11 protein-coding genes are annotated in these 17,056 nt (G+C 53.8%); 5 read left to right on the top strand and 6 right to left on the bottom strand.

Translation table 11 applies throughout. The features are described 5' to 3' along the window. Nucleotides 1-26: 26 nt before the first annotated feature. From recJ to RDV48_16330, 3 genes are all read right to left on the bottom strand, one after another. Complete coding sequence (recJ, locus tag RDV48_16340; protein ID MDQ7824373.1) at nucleotides 27-2,525, bottom strand: single-stranded-DNA-specific exonuclease RecJ; 2,499 nt, start codon at nucleotides 2,523-2,525, stop codon at nucleotides 27-29. Beyond that, on the bottom strand, nucleotides 2,522-3,439 hold the full coding sequence (locus tag RDV48_16335; protein MDQ7824372.1) for a metal ABC transporter substrate-binding protein: 918 nt from the start codon (nucleotides 3,437-3,439) through the stop codon (nucleotides 2,522-2,524). Before RDV48_16335 ends, recJ begins: the two co-directional genes overlap by 4 nt. An 85-nt stretch (nucleotides 3,440-3,524) precedes the next feature. Then, nucleotides 3,525-5,126, bottom strand: coding sequence for a tetratricopeptide repeat protein (locus RDV48_16330; protein ID MDQ7824371.1), 1,602 nt, complete (start codon nucleotides 5,124-5,126; stop codon nucleotides 3,525-3,527). 234 nt (nucleotides 5,127-5,360) lie between these two features. Between RDV48_16330 and RDV48_16325 the strand changes: the two genes are divergently transcribed. The 3 genes from RDV48_16325 to RDV48_16315 all read left to right on the top strand — a co-directional run bounded on the left by RDV48_16325 (nucleotide 5,361) and on the right by RDV48_16315 (nucleotide 8,028). Continuing rightward, a complete protein-coding gene (locus RDV48_16325) occupies nucleotides 5,361-6,482 on the top strand; it encodes a tetratricopeptide repeat protein (protein ID MDQ7824370.1) in 1,122 nt (373 codons plus the stop codon). A gap of 11 nt (nucleotides 6,483-6,493) precedes the next feature. After that, nucleotides 6,494-7,462 carry a radical SAM protein gene (locus RDV48_16320; protein ID MDQ7824369.1) on the top strand — a complete coding sequence of 323 codons (969 nt, stop codon included), beginning with the start codon at nucleotides 6,494-6,496 and terminating at the stop codon, nucleotides 7,460-7,462. A gap of 74 nt (nucleotides 7,463-7,536) precedes the next feature. Continuing rightward, a complete protein-coding gene (locus RDV48_16315) occupies nucleotides 7,537-8,028 on the top strand; it encodes a cyclic nucleotide-binding domain-containing protein (GenBank protein ID MDQ7824368.1) in 492 nt (163 codons plus the stop codon). A gap of 29 nt (nucleotides 8,029-8,057) precedes the next feature. Here the strand turns inward: RDV48_16315 and RDV48_16310 are convergent, their stop codons facing one another. Both RDV48_16310 and RDV48_16305 read right to left on the bottom strand, forming a co-directional pair. Continuing rightward, nucleotides 8,058-9,125, bottom strand: coding sequence for a hypothetical protein (locus RDV48_16310; GenBank protein ID MDQ7824367.1), 1,068 nt, complete (start codon nucleotides 9,123-9,125; stop codon nucleotides 8,058-8,060). A gap of 26 nt (nucleotides 9,126-9,151) precedes the next feature. Next, a complete protein-coding gene (locus RDV48_16305; GenBank protein MDQ7824366.1) occupies nucleotides 9,152-11,902 on the bottom strand; it encodes a DUF4910 domain-containing protein in 2,751 nt (916 codons plus the stop codon). A 524-nt stretch (nucleotides 11,903-12,426) separates the two neighbouring features. On the opposite strand from RDV48_16305, the gene RDV48_16300 reads away from it, so the two are divergent. Continuing rightward, nucleotides 12,427-13,944: an AAA family ATPase gene (locus tag RDV48_16300; protein ID MDQ7824365.1), complete on the top strand. Its 1,518-nt coding sequence runs from the start codon at nucleotides 12,427-12,429 to the stop codon at nucleotides 13,942-13,944. Between the two features lie 3 nt (nucleotides 13,945-13,947). Here RDV48_16300 and RDV48_16295 read toward each other — a convergent pair whose 3' ends face one another. Then, the gene (locus RDV48_16295; GenBank protein MDQ7824364.1) at nucleotides 13,948-16,554 is read right to left on the bottom strand and encodes a serine/threonine-protein kinase; all 2,607 of its coding nucleotides are present in this window, start codon (nucleotides 16,552-16,554) and stop codon (nucleotides 13,948-13,950) included. Nucleotides 16,555-16,794: 240 nt separating this feature from the next. Here RDV48_16295 and RDV48_16290 point away from each other — a divergent pair. Beyond that, nucleotides 16,795-17,056, top strand: a 262-nt coding sequence (locus RDV48_16290; protein ID MDQ7824363.1) for a hypothetical protein, incomplete at its 3' end; no start/stop codon positions are given.

Raw genomic sequence — 17,056 nt, 5'->3', positions numbered from 1 at the left:
ATTTACAGACATGAGCGGGAAAAGCATCAGGAATCACCTATGCGGGCAAGGATCTCCCTCTTGCACAGCTCAAAATCCTCACGGTAAAGGTCCCTGAAGCGCAGGAAGGAATCCCGCTGCCTTACCAGCGATGAGAAATACCTGGATTCAATGAGGCCCTCCTCGGTAAGCTCTTCACCATTGCAGAGCCTGTAGCCGTCACTGTCCTTTTCCACGAGGCGAAGCTCCGACAATATCTTCAGGGCCACCTCGAGGGTCACTTTCCTTATCTTTTCATCACCCAGCTTCTCCACCACGGCTTCAAGCCTGTCCTGAAAAAGGTTCCGGGAGCTCATGTGATGAAGCGCCCCCTGAATCCTCACAAGCATCTCCACAGAGGGGATCACAAGATCCTGGATGCTCATCTCGTAGGCAATCTCTTCATCGCTGAAAAGGAAGTGCACTCTCCTCGCATTCCTGAACCAGCGGTGGGAAAAATGGGAAAATGAAGGGGGCGGGGAAAAGAGCACAATGTCCTCTACGGGACTGCACTCCTCTCTCTGTTCAAGAAAACTCATCACTGCAAGAATTTTTCCATCAGTTCTCGGGATGATCCCTTCCCTTTTGAGCTTCTGCTCAAGAGCCGTTTTCTGACGGGGAGTCCTCACCAGAATAAGGCCAGACAGGGCATATCTGATTATTTCCCTCACGTAGCCGGTCTTTTCCATCACATTCCTGGAGTTAATGAGAAGGGGACCTTTTTCACCGCCAGGGGCTCCCCGGCCCCAGGGCCCCGAAAAAAATTCCCGGGGCTCCCTGCAGATGAGATGGGAGTTCCTGTCAGGATACAGTATATCCTCAACCTTGAGGCTCACGGCCCTCCGCCCCTGGAAGCTTTCCAGCTCAGGGGTCACCACCATGTCGTAGAGGACTTCACTTTTGAGGAGAAGGGGCAGAAGACGGGCCTTCTTGAAGGCGATTGCTTTCACTGACACTTCACCCTGCCGAAGATGCAGCTTGAGGTGAGAGCCTCCTCCCACGCACCTCATGTCGCCGATCCTCATTCCCCTTGCAATAAGCAGAGGGGGAGGATTCTTTTCTCCAAAGGGCTCAAAGAGCTCAAGCTCCCTGACGGAGACCATATCAAGCTCGTCGAGGGAAACCTCGCAGTCGGCGCTGTGACAGGGTCTTTCCTTTACCGCCCGGTCCGGTGCCTCTCTGAGCCTCTCCTTCAGGGCAGGGATATCCTCCCTCTTAATCGTGAAGCCCCCTGCAGAGCGGTGTCCTCCATATTCCCTGAAGAGATCGGAGGCGTTGGAGAGGAGCTCATAAATATTGTGGCTGTTAAAGGCTCTTGCCGAGCCCCTCCCCGTGTCACCGGAAAGAGCTATGAGAAACACAGGCTTCCCGGTAAACTCCGAGAGGCGCGCGGCCGTGATGCCTATCACGCCGGGATGCCAGGTGTCGCTCTCCATCACGAGCACTTCATCTTCAAGGAGCCGGGGCATTTTTTCCAGAGAGAGGAAGAGCTCCTTTCTTATCCTCTCCTCCACTTTCTGCCTTTCGCGGTTGAGGGTGTCAAGCTCATGCACTATCCCGCCGGCTTCCGCGGAATCCTCGCATGTGAGAAGCTCAACGGCTCTTGATGCCCTTCCCATTCTGCCGGCGGCGTTAATGCGGGGTGCCACCTTGAAGGCGATATCCTTCACGGTGAGGCCTGCCTGTTTTCTCAGGGCTGCCTTCAGGAGCTCCTTGATTCCCGCCGCCTCTGACGAGGCAAGCACCTTCATTCCCTCTCTTACAAGAATTCTGTTCTCTCCCACAAGAGGGACCACGTCTGCAATGGTGCCAAGGGCCACAAGACCAAGAAAATCCCGGGGGAAAGGAAGTGACATATCGAGCGACAGGGCCTCGATGAACTTGAAGGCGAGGCCCACACCGGCAAGCTCCTTGAAAGGAAAAGCGCAGCAAGGCTGCCTGGCGTTGATTATTGCCTCCGCTTCGGGAAGCACGGGGGGCACCTCATGGTGATCGATGACCACGGTGGAAATCCCCAGGCTCTTTGCAAGGCCTATCTCCCGGTGGGCCGCCATGCCGCAGTCAACGGTGACAATGAGGGAGATGCCGTCACGGCGGGCCTGTTCTATGGCCTCGGCTGACACGCCATAGCCATCGTTCACCCGGTGGGGGATGTAGTAATCAACGCAGGCGCCCAGGCGGCGGAGAAACTGCAGAAGCAGCGCTGTTGAGGTGACGCCGTCAACGTCATAATCGCCGAGGATCCTTATGGGCTTTCCATCCCTGAGCGCTCCCCGGATAACATCGATGGCCCGGAGCATCCCTGACAGAAGCAGGGGATCGTGGCGGTCATCAAGAGTACCGAAAAGAAAGCTTCTTGCCGGTGAGGGATCGGAAAAGCCCCTTGAGAGAAGAAGGCGCGCTGTGAGGACCGAGACTTCCAGCTCCTCTGAAAGCCACTTCTCGCAGTCATTCTCCCGGGGGGAAACCCTCCAGGCTGAGCTCTCTTTCAATGACAGGGATATCATCGGCTGCCCTGAAGCGCTGCTTTCACAAAGGTGATATTCTTTTTCATCATGGCATCATAAGCGTCGGGATAGGTGGATCCGCTCTGCATGGTGGCGAGGTAGAAGAGCGGCAGGCCTTCGTGGAGGGCTTTCTCCTTCTGGGGCGAGACCGCGGTACCCGCCTCGAGAAACACGGCCTGCACTTTCTGAGCGGTCACCAGATCCTTCAGACTCTCCAGTGCGTTGCTTCGCTCCGCTTTATTGAGAGTGATGTTGCCTACTACTTCCAGGCCATAGTCCCGGGCAAGATAGTCAAATATATCGCCTTCCAGCACAACCCTTCTATTGGAGGCATCTTTCACCGCTTTGTCGAGTGAATCGCCAAGGCCTTCAAGAATCTTGACGTACTTATCGGCCTGCTTGTTTATCTCCTTGGCCCCCTCCCTGTCAATCTCTCCTATGGCTTTCTGAATATTCCTCACCTGCAGGATCGCCTTCCTGGGACTCATCCATACGTAGGGGTTGAGAGACGACGAAGGATTCTTCAGGTTAAATGCCTCTATCCCTGATGAACAATCAAGGATCTTGATGTTGGGATTCACCTTGCTCACGGCATCGACCAGAAAGGCGTCAATCCCCAGTCCGTTTATAATGAGCATATCTGCGGCGGCCACTTCTTTTGCCCTTTCTTCCGAGACGCGGCACAGGCTGGGATTGCTCATATCATCCCTGATCACCACCTCAAGGGAGATATTTTTCCGGGAGGTGATGACATTGGCAGTGAAGCAGTACACAGGGAGAAAGGAGCAGTATATCTTGAGCGGGGGGCCGGGCGCTGATTCCTCTACCTTGGTCTGCTGATCGGGCCCCATGCAGGAAGCGATACAAAGGGCGCCCAGGAGCGCCGCACAAATGACTGCAAGCTTTTTCCACATACTACTCTCCCTGTCGCGAGGAAACTTCTCAAAAGGAACGAAGGTGCTGTGGCAGATGTCGTTATATCTCTTGCGGAGCGGAAAGCTAGAGCTCCTCGAGTATGATGTTCACTATCTCCATCTCATCAATCTTTTCCACGATCCTGAGATTTTTCTCCACCTGCTTTTTCAAGCCCATGTCACGGGCTGTCCTCAGCGCAATCTTGAAATTGACGAGAGCCTTTTTCATGTCTTTCATTTCGAGGTAGAGAAGCCCAAGCTCATGATGGGTTTCAATAAGCCTCGTGGTAGGCTCTTTCCACCCCAGAATCTCCATGCTCTCGGTAAAAAAGCGATAGGCACCGTCATAATCCTTTTTCTTCCTGGCGATGATGCCGGACAAGGTTTTCGCAAAAGCGATATCGGAGCTCTGGGGATACTTCTCAAGCACTTCAAGGGCCATACGGGACATTTCATCGGCTTCCTTCACCAGGTCCTGCTCAAGGTAGGCATTGCAGAGGTCAATGTAAATCCTGCCCATGTTCACCGTGTCCTGGAGCTCCTTGAAGCGCTCAAGCCCCTCCCTGAGGTACGAGATGGCCTCTTTCCCCTGGTGGATGTGGAAATAGCTCAGCCCAAGGTTCCTGTAGGTGTAGGCAAGAGCCCTGTTGTTGCCGAACCTCTTGCACATCTCCATGTCCTTCAGGTGGTATTTTACGGCGTTCTCATAGTCTTCTTTCTGCATGAACACGTTGCCAAGCTTCCCGTAAATGGTAGCCGCCTCGGCATCGGCGCCGAGATCGGTGCATATCTTCTCGGTTTTGCCCATAAAGAAAAGCGCCTCGTCGAGCTTCTGCACGTCAAGGCAGAGCTGGCCGATGCTGTTATAGACTTTCGCCATCCCGAAGAGGTAGCCCACGTGGCTCACGATCTGCAGGGCCTTCTGGTGGTAGCTCAGGGCTTCGCGGTAATTGGATTTTATGCTGTGGATCACGCCGATGTAACGGTATGCCTCGGCCTTTTCCAGGCTGTCCTCCCTCCCCTCGAGAATGGTGATGGCCCGCTCATAGCTCGAGACGGCGTCATCAAATTTTCCCTTGCGGAAGAACTGGAGCCCTACCTGAATTATGGCGGCAGCCTTGATGATCCGCACCTCCGCCGTCTCCTCCATGTTCTTGAGAAGCTCCATGCACTGCTCAATGAGCTCTTTCCCTTTCTGGTGGTCGCCCATCCTGGAGTTGATGGCGCCGAGATGGTAATAGGAAAGGGCGCACTCCTCGGGGATATTGTCTATCTTGGCTGTTTCCAGGGCCTCTTCAAAGAACCTGATGGACTCGGCATATTCTCCCTGGAAGCTCAGGAGCTCCCCCTTGTTGATAAAGACATTTACCAGCTCATTCTTTGCATGGAGGGAGCCTTTGAGGCTTATTGCCTTGTCGAGGGCCTCCATCGCGGACCTCCATTTCCCGGTGATCTTCTCAATTTCGGCTTTCCTGGAGAGGAGCAGCACCTTCTTATCTGAGGCGGCGGGAGAGGATCCCGAGGCTTCAAGAGAACGGGAGGCCTCGGAAATCTCCATGAGGGCCTTCTCATACTCAAATGCCTGTCTCAATTCCTCCGCTTTCTCAAGTTTTTCCTCTATATACCTGTCAAGCTCCGTAGTTGCCGTTGTACCCTGTTCACTGTTTGCTTTTGACTGCTTTCCCATAAAAATCTCCTCACCGATAATTGAAGAATATATACGCGATTCCAGATATATTTCTCTAAACAGAATGGAGGTCTTCTTTTAATTCTTTATGGGCGGTGGTAATCCTTCCGCCTTGCCCATTATTTTCTGAATGTTCCTTATGAGAGGCTTTTTCTCTTCCCTCTCGAAACAATACCTTGAGAGGGAAAGCCATGGAGAAAGCATTCCATGGTAAGCGAGGAGTGGTTTCCTGTGATGAAAAAGAGCCTGCGGAGCATCCTGCTGTGCCTGGCGATATTCCTGGCCGTGGAAGCCTTGCCGCTCTCTGCATCCCCGGAGGCATTGATAAAGGCAGAGGCACTGGTGAAAGAGGGCCGGATCAAGGAGGCCATCAGCGAGTACCTGAATGCCGCACGGCAGGATCCGGCCTGTGCAGAAGCCTATGACCGCCTTGCCTACCTCTATATGACGGAAGGACGTCGCCAGGAAGCCGAAGAGGCGGCCCGACATGCCCTCAGCCTCAAAGCCACGCTCCCTGTCTCAAACAATATCCTGGGAATGTTGGAAGAGCGCCATGGAAACCTGGCCACCGCTGAGGAACTCTATAAAAAGGCGATCCAGGAGAGCCCCTCCTACTCAAGAGCTTACAATAACCTGGGAAACATCTGCCTCAAGCGCGGCGACTTTCAGAGGGCCGAGGAGAACTACAGGAAAGCCATCTCATATGAAGAAGGCCTCGCCATGGCCCACAACAATCTTGCCTACACCCTTGAGTTCGAGGGGAACCTCAAGGATGCGGAGAAAGAGTACGAAAGGGCGCTTGCGCTTGAGCCGCGCCTTGAGATAGCATCCCTTAACCTGAAGAGGCTCCGGGCAAAAGCCTCTCAGCCCCCGGCGACGGAAGAGGACCGCAGGATTGCTGAGAGCATATGCGCCTACCGCCTGCCCGAAGGATTCCGCCTGCTCAAGGGCCTTAAGCCGGATGACGGCGGGAAAGTCGCCCTTTTTGAATACCGTTATTACCAGAGAGTGATTCTCAGGGAGCTTCCCGCGGACTCCCCTTTCAACGAGGCCGTCTTTACCCAGATGATCATGGAATACAAAAAAGAGCTCCTGAATCTCCTTGAAGGCCTTGTCTCGATGAAATCCATGAAAATCACGGGTCAGGGCTATTACACCGTGGGGAAGGAAAAGGTCCTCGCGGTACTGACGGAATCAGAATCTGAAGGGACTTCCGTTGACGGGATGTTCACCCTTGTCACCCGCCCCCCCCGCAACAGAAGCATCCTCATCGTCTCGCTGGCGCCCAAGGGAATGTTCAGGAAGGACGTGAGCGAGCGGTTTCTGAAAGGCATTACCTTCGAGAAAAAGGGGTGAATAGCTCTTCTGTGCCACCGTCACCGCGCTATCTGAAAGCATATCACAGCGGCATGCTCAGGGAGAGCACCAACAGGGCTTACGCACTTCTTGCAAGGTGCCGGCTCTGTGCAAGATTTTGCGAGGTGGACCGCACCGCCGGCGAAAAGGGATATTGCAGCATCACCGACAAGGCCGTCGTCTCAAGCTACGGGCCTCATTTTGGCGAGGAATCGCCTCTGGTGGGCCATGGGGGATCGGGAACCCTCTTTCTCACTTCATGCAATCTGCTGTGCACCTTCTGCCAGAACTACGAGATTTCCCACCTCAGGCAGGGTGAAGAGATGGGGCCGCGGCAAATAGCAAGAATCATGCTGTCGCTCCAGAGGAGGGGGTGCCATAACATAAATTTCGTGACCCCTTCCCACCAGCTTCCCTTCCTTCTCGATGCCCTTGGCATTGCAGCCGAGGGAGGCCTCACCATCCCCCTGGTCTGGAACTGCGGCGGATATGAGTCGATGGAATCCCTCTCCCTCCTTGACGGCATTATTGATATTTTCATGCCGGATTTCAAGTTCTGGAGCATCGGGCCCGCCCTGGAGCTCCTCAATGCCTCAGATTATCCGGAAGTCGCCCGGAAGGCTCTCAAGGAGATGCAGCGCCAGGTGGGAGACCTGGTCATGGATGAAGAGGGAATCGCCTTCCAGGGCCTTCTGATAAGGCACCTGGTGATGCCCGAGAATATATGCGGGACAGAGAAACTGCTGCAGTGGATAGCCAGGGAGCTCTCCCCTTCAGCATATGTGAACCTCATGGCGCAGTACCGCCCATGCTTCAGGGCAGGTGATTACGGTCCGGCACGGAGAGGCATCACTGACAGCGAATATCGTCAGGCCCTTCTGTGGGGGAGGGAGCAGGGATTGAGACTGGACACAGACAGCTCTCCCCGCCATAAAGCTTTCAGAATATGGGACTTTCTTGACAATGGAGAGGGCCGGTGATTGCCCCCCCGGAGAAAAGGAATCGTCCCCTGGAGGGAAGAATCTTACCCAGAGAAACAAAGAAGAGGTGACCAATGGATCCACAGGAAAAAGCAGCCATTTTTGATAACCTGGCAAAGATTGATTTCCTTACCGGCGTGGCTCGGGAAAAGCTTGATGAGCTCTCCGAGAAGCTCGTAAGGATCTCTTTCGATGCAGGCGATCATATCCTCAAGGAGGGAAGAGCAGGTGGGGCCTTCTTCATACTTGTCTCGGGAACGATCTCCATCTGGGCTGAAGGCAATGAAGGCTCCAGCATGAAGCTCAGCGAGCTTACCCCTTACTCCTACTTCGGTGAGATAGCCCTTCTCACCAATACGAGAAGAACAGCTACCGTAAAGGCAGAGAGTGATGTGGTGGTCTACATGCTCGGCAAGGAGGCTTTCAACTCAATCCTTATCTCTGACGCCTCCATCAGGCAGAGGCTTGAGAAAGTCGCGGGAGAGAGAAAGCACGAGACTGACAAGGTGCTGTGCGTCGATCCAGAGGCCTCGCCTGCCTTTTTCTCAAATCCCATAGGGAAATAGCAGACACTTCTTTCCTTCACCGGCGGGCCTCACATGAGAAACCAGTCGATCCTGTCCTTGTATTCTTTTACCTCGAAATTCTCCCCGGAAAAGAGCAGGTTGGTAAGATAGGCCGCAGCCTTTGAGGTGGCACATTCAAACTCAGCGGGACTCTCGGCAGTTCCCCCCCCGGAGGCCATTTTCTCCCTCAGCTTTTTCTCTATATCTTCAACGGTGGCCTCAGCCTGGCTGTAAATGCTGCCGGGCTGAAAGCCCTCCCTTTCTCCCTGGTGGCCGATGAAAATGGTGGGTATGGAGAGGGCTCTTGACTCATAATGAAGGTTGTAGCCGGCATAGCCTACCAGGACGTCCACTCCCCTGAAAAGCTCGAAGAGAGGAAAGTATTTTATGTTGTGCCATATCTCATGAAAGTCGGTGAAATTATAGGGCGAGGCGAACCTGAGCACGTAGGCGTCGTTGTGGATCTGCATGAAGGCTTTCTCTACAAGCTTCATGAACCGCTGCGCCTCCTCCTTCTTCCCCGTCGCCACGCCGAGGACCACTTTCTCATCACCCTTGGCGAGGAGAATATCGCGGGCCGTCTCGCGGGAGAAGAGCTCATCGGCGTCGCGGATCAGCAGTGGACAGGCCACGAGCTCCATAGGATGATCAAGGGGCGGGAGGGCTTCACAGTCAATCACAAGGTCATAGTAAGACCGGGTATATTCGCAGAACTTGACAGGATCAATAAGATCATGAGGGATATAGCGCCTGAGCAGGATCTTCCTGAAAGCACCTCCCTCGAGAAGGGGAACCAGCTCGCCCCTTATGCCCGCAGGGTAAGAATCAACAACCAGCAGCTCGGGGTCCACCTCCCCGATAAGGCCCCTGATGAGGTTTCCAGCATGGTCATCGATCTCCACGAGGTTGCGAAGATAAATAAAGTGCACATCCTCAATCTCAAGAAGGTAATGAAAGGGAGAGTTTGTGAGAATCGCAATGGTGCCCTTTACAAACCTTTTCAGCTTTCTTGATATGGCGGCAGCCCTCGTGAGGTGGCCCATGCCGCCTCCCAGGCAGTAAAAGAGCACCCGCGCTTGCTGTATGTCAGAATCCAAGGGTACCTCCCTTTCTTCTCGTCAGGCTACCACCATTTTTCAGTCATGTCATCGCCTGACTCGCTCGATTCCTGCATCTTGCTCATCTCTATATAGAGGCTCTCCAGGTCAAAATTCTGCGAGGGAGCCTCCTCGCTCCTGCGGGACTTTCCCCCTTCAAAATCGGAGACCATGGTGTCGAAGGCATTGATATCGAGGTCCACGCCTTCCAGCGAGAGGTCAAGCTGCTCAAGGTCCTCGACAATCACCTTTTTTACTTCGGCATCCTTTTTTTTCTCATCCTTTACCACAATCTTCTTCATTTCAATCTCAAGTGAGTCGAGATCCCATTCATCGAGATCGGCCCTGGTTGCGGCAGGCGCCTCCTTTACCGGCGCGGCCTCCTCCCTGCGGGGCACCTCTATCCTGCCCACTTCCCTGATCTCGACGGCATCAAGCGCTTCGAGCAGTTCGTCAACATCTTCGTCATCTTCTTCCTTTTTCGGTGGCAGAGGGGAGGTCTCCTCTTCCTTGAGCGAAACTCGTGGTGATACGTCGGCTCCCTCTGCTTCCTGGTCAGGCACTTCATTGTCCAGAAGGGACAGGAGCTCGTCAACTTCCTCTTCATCGGCGGATTTCGGCATCCTGCTCTTGAGGGCGGTACCTGCTTCCTTGCCGGGCACCTCTTGATCGGACCCCTGAAAGGCTCCTGACTCCTTCTTCTGCTCCCTGCCGTGCTCCTCCGTGGCAGAGAGGGGAAGGGCCTGGGCGGCAGTCGGTACCGCAGTCTTCTCCTCCCTCTTGAGCATATTGACATTGATAAGCTTCATTTTCTGGAGCAGCATCACATAGGTCCACACATCATTGAGGAGGATATTCCCGAACTGCAGATCAAGGGCCATGAAGATCTCAAAAATCGAGTTCTCCCCGTTGATGAGGTTGTGGATCTCGCTGTATACGTTGAACTTCTGGCAGAGGGAATTGCTGGAGAGCCATTCCTTGGTGGCGCGGTGAATGCGCTGGTACACAGTCTTCTTGAAGATGCCCTTGAAGGGCGCCTGGATAATTTTTTCCGGGATCAGAATCTGGGCATCACGGTATTCCTTGGGAAGGGTATTAAGGCGTGAGAGCTCAAAATGAACCTCCTCGCCCCTCTCCCTCAAGGTCATCTCCATGGCTTTAAGCTCCTTGATGGCAAAAGCTTTTACCGACTTGATGATCTCATCGACGCGCTTCTCAAAGATTTTATCGTCATAATAGGTGAGGATCGAGTCAATGTTGAGCTCCTCTCTTTTGATAAGGTAGCTCGCTTTTCCCACCTCATTGTAGAAAGTGATGTCCAGGTCCCTGGGATGGGCGAGATAAAGGCGCTCAATGGCCTGCTTGAAAAAATTGTTAATCCTGTTGAGGGAGCCGGCCTTCTTGATAAGAAGGAGATGACGGGCAAAAGCAAGATCAGGAGAGACAAGAAAATAGGCCGAAGCCGCCGCAATGAGGCCTGCCCTGAGGAGCTCCGTGGCGTCGACATTTTCGGTGGAATCGAGGTTGGTCCCCCTGAAGATGTCGTCATGGGTGAGCATCACCGAGGGGATGTTAAAATAGTTGTCAATGAAAATAGTGTAGTCGCCCGGTCCCGAGATTGTCTGAAGCTCATACTGCAGGGGCCGCCTTGAGCCCTCCATCGAGACATAGCGGGAATTTTTCCCCACTATTTCTGCCACAGAGCCCAGAAGGTCCTCAAGAAAGCTCTCGGTGCTGAACGAGGGGGTGCAGACACGGAGGGGGGTCCCGATCCGGTCAGGCGATTCGCCGACAGAATCAAGGTTGATACAGGCCACTATGTTCTCCACCTTGTAATAATTCCAGTGAAGCCACGCAATGGGCCCGCTGTATTCGGGGACCCAGAGAAACCTTATGGTTCTCTTGTTTTCGGAAAGCTTCCTCTCCCCGGTGAGCTTCTTCAGGCACCGTGCTATCTCGAGCAGGAGGGCACATCCCGAAGCGTTATCATTGGCCGATGGCTTGGGGTTGCAGAGATGGGAGACAAAGAGCACTTCCTCCGGTTCTTCCTCGCTTCCGGGAAGGCATGCCTCAACGATGTCAAGGGTGCCGTCGCTGAGCTCGGCATTCACCTTGGCCATTACCCTCACTCTTTTTCCCTGGGCGAGCAGGCCCTTGAGCTGCTCTGCCCGCCGCTTGGAGATGCAGAAGCCGAAAGGTATCTGGTCCCTGTCGGCATCGATGGGCATGAAAGCGTCGTGGATGATCATATCGGAATAGTTGTAGGCCCGCTCATCAGAGGGATACCTTATGAGGCCCTGGACCTCGTATTTAATCATGTAGGGATAAATCTCACGGGCAGGACCCGTGGCCATGATGATGGCGTCCTTGACGCGCTCATCCTGGAACTGCCATTCCTCGGTCCCCGTACCGATGTCCACAAGGTCGGCCACCGTCACGGCGCTCTGAGAGTGGGCAATGAGGTAAAGGGGAATATCCTTGAAATCACAGAGAATCTCCTTATGGGGCTCGGTGAGCCAGAGCTCGGCATCGACGGCTTTCCAGGCAATGGGTGATTCCCAGTCCCAGTGGTTGATCTTCCCGTCAGCAGGGTACTCATTCATTGCAGCGTCGAGGTACCCATAGTCCACAAGCTTCTGCCTGATATATAAAGCAGCTTCATGAAATCCCGGAGAGGCCTGAATGCGATGATAGTGGCTCAAATGCAGGACATGCTCTTTCGCTTTTATTCCGGACAGCTCTTCAAAGAGAATGTCTACGAGTTCCTGCAACAGCATAAAAATCTCCAGGCTCTCAGAAAAAGAATAACAAGCCTCCCCTCTCCGGGAACATTCCCTTATTCGGAGAAGCTTTCCTCAAAATACCCATGAAACACTAAAACTACATGCTTCTACAGACGCACTTCTTCTCCTTTGAACCTGTTTTCTTTAAGAAGTGTTCAGTATCCGGGGATTTTTTTCTCTCCCTGATGATCGTCAACGCTGTTTCTGAATACGTACAAACAAAAAAGCAGAGAAACTCTGCCTTTCATAGGTCATTTCTGCTCCTTGTGGAGCTTTCTGTCTCTTCTCCCCCGCGGACCATACCCTTTTCCGCATTTCCCATCTGGTCGAGGCGCTTCTTTACTCTTTCTCCTTCAAGTGTATCACGATATGCCACCCATGTAAAGGGGGACAGACTCCATTATTTACAAAATTTTCATGTAAAAGGGGGGGCCCCGCCCGGAAAGCCCCGCGAGGAGATGGAGGGGAAAAGGGAGAAGAAGAACAGGGGTATTCCCCGGATTCTGAAAGGAGGCACCATGTCAGAACCGCTCGAGGAAACCACGATTCCCCCCGAGACACAGGGAGCAGAGCAGGCTTCCATCGCTTCAGTGACGCGACTCTTCATGGGGAGGCGCCCCCTTATTTATCTCACCACCTGTGAAGAGGACAGGGCTCTCGACATCGTGAGCAAGGCCTCACAGCTATACTCGGGAAAAACATTGCCTCTCCACCGATGGAGTCCCACCAAGGGGCTTGCAGGGGCTCATGACGCTCTTGCCTTCAGGGAACCCCTGGCGCTCCTCGAGCACATCGCCGCCCAGAAAGATCCCTGCATTTTTTTCCTCGGAGATTTTCATACCCACTTTCATGGAAACCCCGCAGTGACAAGGAAAATCAGGGATCTTTACTATGACCTCTTTGACAGGGATATCTTCATCGTTCTGGTGGGAAGCATAAGAGATATCCCTCCCGAGGCCGAGCATGAAATTGCCTCCATAGTCATCGAGCCGCCCGATATCTCCACCCTCAGGGACCTCATAAAAGCCGAAATTAAAAGGAAAGGCGCAGAGAAACTGGGGCTTGAGGAACAGGATATGGCAAATGCCGCAAGGACCCTCCAGGGCCTCACGCAGAGCGAGGCGCGCCATGCCCTTCTCTGCACCATCGCCTCGTCAGGCGGCAGAAACGACTTCATCAGCAACCTTCAGAAAGAGAAAAAGCTCCACATCAAGAAGGAAAGCCCCATGGAGTACATCTCCCATGTCACGCCCTTCGGGCATATCGGCGGCCTCAAAAACCTTAAAGACTGGCTCACCAAGCGCAAATCCCTCATGCACATGGAGGGGGCATATTCGAGCGAAATCATCCCCAAGGGCATCCTCCTCATGGGAATCGCAGGGTGCGGGAAAAGCCTCTCGGTGAAGGCTATCGCCTCACTGTGGGAGCTTCCCCTTTACAGGATGGACATGATCAAGATATACAGCGGTGTCTATGGAAAGCCCGAAGAGGCCTTCATCAACGCCTGCAGGACCATGGAGGAAGTGTCGCCTGCTGTGCTCTGGTTTGATGAAATCGAGATGGGCATCGAGCTCGGAGAGACACACAGCGGCGAGGCAGCGAGGATCTTCGGCTTCTTCCTCACGTGGATGCAGGAGAAAAGGCCCGGCCTGTTTCTTGCGGCTACGGCAAACCGCATCGATCTTCTCCCTGCGGAGATCCTGCGGAGAGGTCGCTTTGACCAGATATTCTTCATCGATCTCCCCACAGAAGATGAGCGGCTTGACATCTTCAGGATTCACCTGGAAAAGAGGGGGCACAACCCTGACTCCTTCGACCTCAAGCTCCTGGTGGACCTCACTGATGGCTGCAACGGTGCCGAGATCGAGCAATGCGTCATATCAGCGGTGGTGGAATCGAGGATAGGTGGGCGGGAGCTTACCCAGAAGGATATCATAGCCGCAAAAAGGCTTATCGTTCCCCTCTCCAAAACGATGGGCGAGCAGATCCGCAGGATCAAGCAGTGGGCCTTCAACAGGGCGACCCCGGCATCGTGATCCTCACCGGGAGTTTCTTATGGCGAATTCTATTCTCGAGGTGAGTCTCGTGATGATCCTGGAGGCGCTCTCCGTGGCTCCCTGCCTGTTCGTAACCCTGTACCCCGCGTAGTTGTTGGTCTTCTCAACAAGCTCGAAAGCCTCGGGGGAGCAGGTGAACTGAGCCTTCTCCGATTCTTCAAGCAGAGACGCCCCCCTGCTGTCAAGCACCTGGCATGAGCCTGTCACGGTGGCGACAGGGGGGCTTGGCCTTGTATCGGCAGAAAGGGCGAAAAAGCAGCGGATCTGGTACTGTCCTCCCTGGTCCTTGAGGGCGTTCTCGAGATAGTCCGCCAGGCTTTCCATGCTTTTCTCCACCCGGCCCCTGTCAAAATCAAGGACCAGCTCGTTGCCGCTCAGCTTCTCAAATACCGATATCCTTGAATAATGGGCTTCATAGGAGAATTTTATGGGGCCCTGCGTCTCTTTCGCCAAAGGATTGGGCCTTACAGGGACCTTTGTTCTTGTCACCGCGACAGTAGGCGAGAGATCGGCAAAGATCTGCTGCGTTCCTCCGGGGGTAAGCTCATAGGAATCCTTCCACTCCCAGTAATCCTTCTTCTTGAGCGTCACCATCACAGAGCTCCGGAAAGGCTTTACGGTATATTCCAGGGGAGTCATGCCTATTTCCTGGCCATCCAGCAAGACAGTGGCACTTGCGGGAGAGGAATCTATGGCGAGGAAGGCTGGGGGGATCACAGGAACAGTCGAAGGGCTGGGAATGGGGCTGGGGCTTGCCTTCGCGACAGGCGAGGGAGAGGGCTTTTTTGCCACGGCGAGCTCCTGTTTCTGCAGAAGAATATTCCTGACAAGCACCTCGCCGCCGGTGACAGTGACCTTCTCGCTGTAAGTCTCATAGCCGTCCTTCTGGATGGTCAGGCGATAATCGCCGGGCTTCCTGTCATAGACCTTCAGGGGAGAGAGGCCCAGGGGCTGCCCGTCAATGTTTATGAAGGCATCAGGGGGATCGGTGGTAATGTCCATCGAAGGCATTGACACGCCTATCTCGGCATTCAGAATGGCCTTGTCATTCTCCTTAAGCTCCACCGAGGCTATATAGGGCTGAAAGCCGCTTTTGGTGATCTTCACCATGTAGGCGCCAGGTGCAATATTTGAAGCCCTCCAGTTGGAGGTCGTATCAAGCTTTCCCTCTATGGGGGGAAAGTCCCCCAGCACCCTCTCAAGGAGCACATCGGCATCAGATACATTGCAGGTCACAAGGAGTTCTGCGCTGCCCTTGTTTTCCGCCATTCCTGCCCTGCCGGTCACGGAAAGAGAGACCTTCTGGCGGGAATAGTAAAGGTACGACGCAAGGTAGATGACACCGAAAAGGAACACCAGGATTGCTCCGAGGGAGAGGAGAAGAGCCCTGTTTTCCTGGACGAAGGGTTTGCGCCGCCCGAACAGAGGCTCATCGAGCCTTATCTCCTCTGGCGGGACAGGGGAGGGAATCAATGCAAGGGAAGCCTCCTCCTTTTCGGCAGCGGACTCCTCGTCGGTGAGTATGGGCTTTTTCTTGGTCACCTTTGAGGGCTCAAGGTCTTCCTCAAGAAACACTCCCGGAGCCTCTTCCCCCTGTTTCCTTATCTTCTTGAGCAGCTCTCCCGAGAGGACCGCTCCCTTCCTGAGATTCGCCGCGATAAACTTCCGTGAGACTTCACGGGCAGTGAACAGGGTGTTCCGTGTCCTGCGCGCCTTGCTCAGGTTGAAGCGCTCGTTGGGAAAATTCTTCTCCTGGTAAAGATACTCCATGTCATCGAGAAGCTCTCTCAAATCACCATAGCGCTCCGTCAGGTCCTTCTTCATGGCCCTCTCAATCATGTAGTTCAGCACCTCGGGAAGGGAAGGGTTAAGGGACTTCGCATGAAGGGGGGTTTTCTCCCCGATATTATTGTAAAGCTCCTCGTCGTTATGGCCCGCAAAGGGGTGGCTTCCCGTGAAGAACTCATACATGAGCACCCCAAGGGAAAATATGTTGGCGCTCTTTGTGAGAGGCTTTCCGTCCACGACCCCGGGAGCCGAGTAAGGGGTGAGGTTCTCAAACCTGTCGATATCAAGCAGGGTCCTCACCTTCTGCTCCCGGAAAAGATGGGAGCAGACCATGAAATCGGTGAGCTTGACGGTATTATCATCTGAGATGATAATGTTTTCCGGCTTGAAATTCCTGTGGAGGTAGCCATGATCATGGGCGCAGCAGAGAGCTTCGGCTATCTTCTGAAAAAGGTAGACTCCCTGGAGCACGTGAGTATAATAACGGCCGCTTTTCATAAACTCGGCGAGGGTTTTTCCCTTTGCGAGCTCTTCGGCAAGGTAAATCTGCTGTTCATGCTCAAAGCAGTCATAGAGCTCGGCGATAGACTCATGGGAGAAGCGGGAGCGCTTCTCCACCTCATCCAGAAAGTTCCTCACGGTATCTTCGAGCTGCACCCGCAGGAGAAGGGAGGGCACGATCAGCTTTTTGACGGCCACTTCTCTTGAGGCATCGGAGTCCGTGGCAAGATAGACGATGCTGTGGGGACTTCTGCCCAGTTCCTCCCTGAGCCAGTATTTTTTTATGAAGACTTCTTCCATTGCTGCACCTTGTGGCACTGTCGCATTGTCGCTGAAGTTTCTTTCAGAGAAGGTGAAATTCCTGTAGAGACTCTCCCCGTTTTAATGGCCTTGGCGGACTTCCTTACCACCGGTGCAGGGCTTAAAACAATTATTTACAAAATATTTTCCGCCATGGTATTTACTTTTTTCCCTGCTGTCGTGATACACCAATTAAGATAAGTATATCCAATTGGATATAAGAAACGGAGGAGCAATCTCATGATGACGAGTACGATGGGCGTTCCAAGCAGTGACATGTACAGCTATTATCCCAGCTATGGAGACAGCACTGCCACGAGCCTGCTGGGCCTCGCAAGCTCTAATATGTATAGCTATATGCCAAGCTACGGCGGAGGGATGAGCACGAGTCTCATGGGCTATCCCAGCAGCAACATGTATAACTATATGCCCAATTACGGCGGCTATGGCGGAGGGATGAGCACGAGTCTCATGGGCTATCCCAGCAGCAACATGTATAACT

The organism is Candidatus Eremiobacterota bacterium (assembly GCA_031082125.1).
Classification (GTDB): Bacteria; Vulcanimicrobiota; CADAWZ01; order CADAWZ01; family Ess09-12; genus Ess09-12.
The sequence above is the reverse complement of the archived record's forward strand: the minus strand, read 5'-3'. Positions and strand labels throughout refer to the sequence as shown.

Coding starts and splice junctions, on each gene's coding strand:
- recJ (MDQ7824373.1), bottom strand. CDS start 2,525: ATGATATCCCTGTCATTGAAAGAGAGCTCAGCCTGGAGGGTTTCCCCC.
- RDV48_16335 (MDQ7824372.1), bottom strand. CDS start 3,439: ATGTGGAAAAAGCTTGCAGTCATTTGTGCGGCGCTCCTGGGCGCCCTT.
- RDV48_16330 (MDQ7824371.1), bottom strand. CDS start 5,126: ATGGGAAAGCAGTCAAAAGCAAACAGTGAACAGGGTACAACGGCAACT.
- RDV48_16325 (MDQ7824370.1), top strand. CDS start 5,361: ATGAAAAAGAGCCTGCGGAGCATCCTGCTGTGCCTGGCGATATTCCTG.
- RDV48_16315 (MDQ7824368.1), top strand. CDS start 7,537: ATGGATCCACAGGAAAAAGCAGCCATTTTTGATAACCTGGCAAAGATT.
- RDV48_16305 (MDQ7824366.1), bottom strand. CDS start 11,902: ATGCTGTTGCAGGAACTCGTAGACATTCTCTTTGAAGAGCTGTCCGGA.
- RDV48_16300 (MDQ7824365.1), top strand. CDS start 12,427: ATGTCAGAACCGCTCGAGGAAACCACGATTCCCCCCGAGACACAGGGA.
- RDV48_16295 (MDQ7824364.1), bottom strand. CDS start 16,554: ATGGAAGAAGTCTTCATAAAAAAATACTGGCTCAGGGAGGAACTGGGC.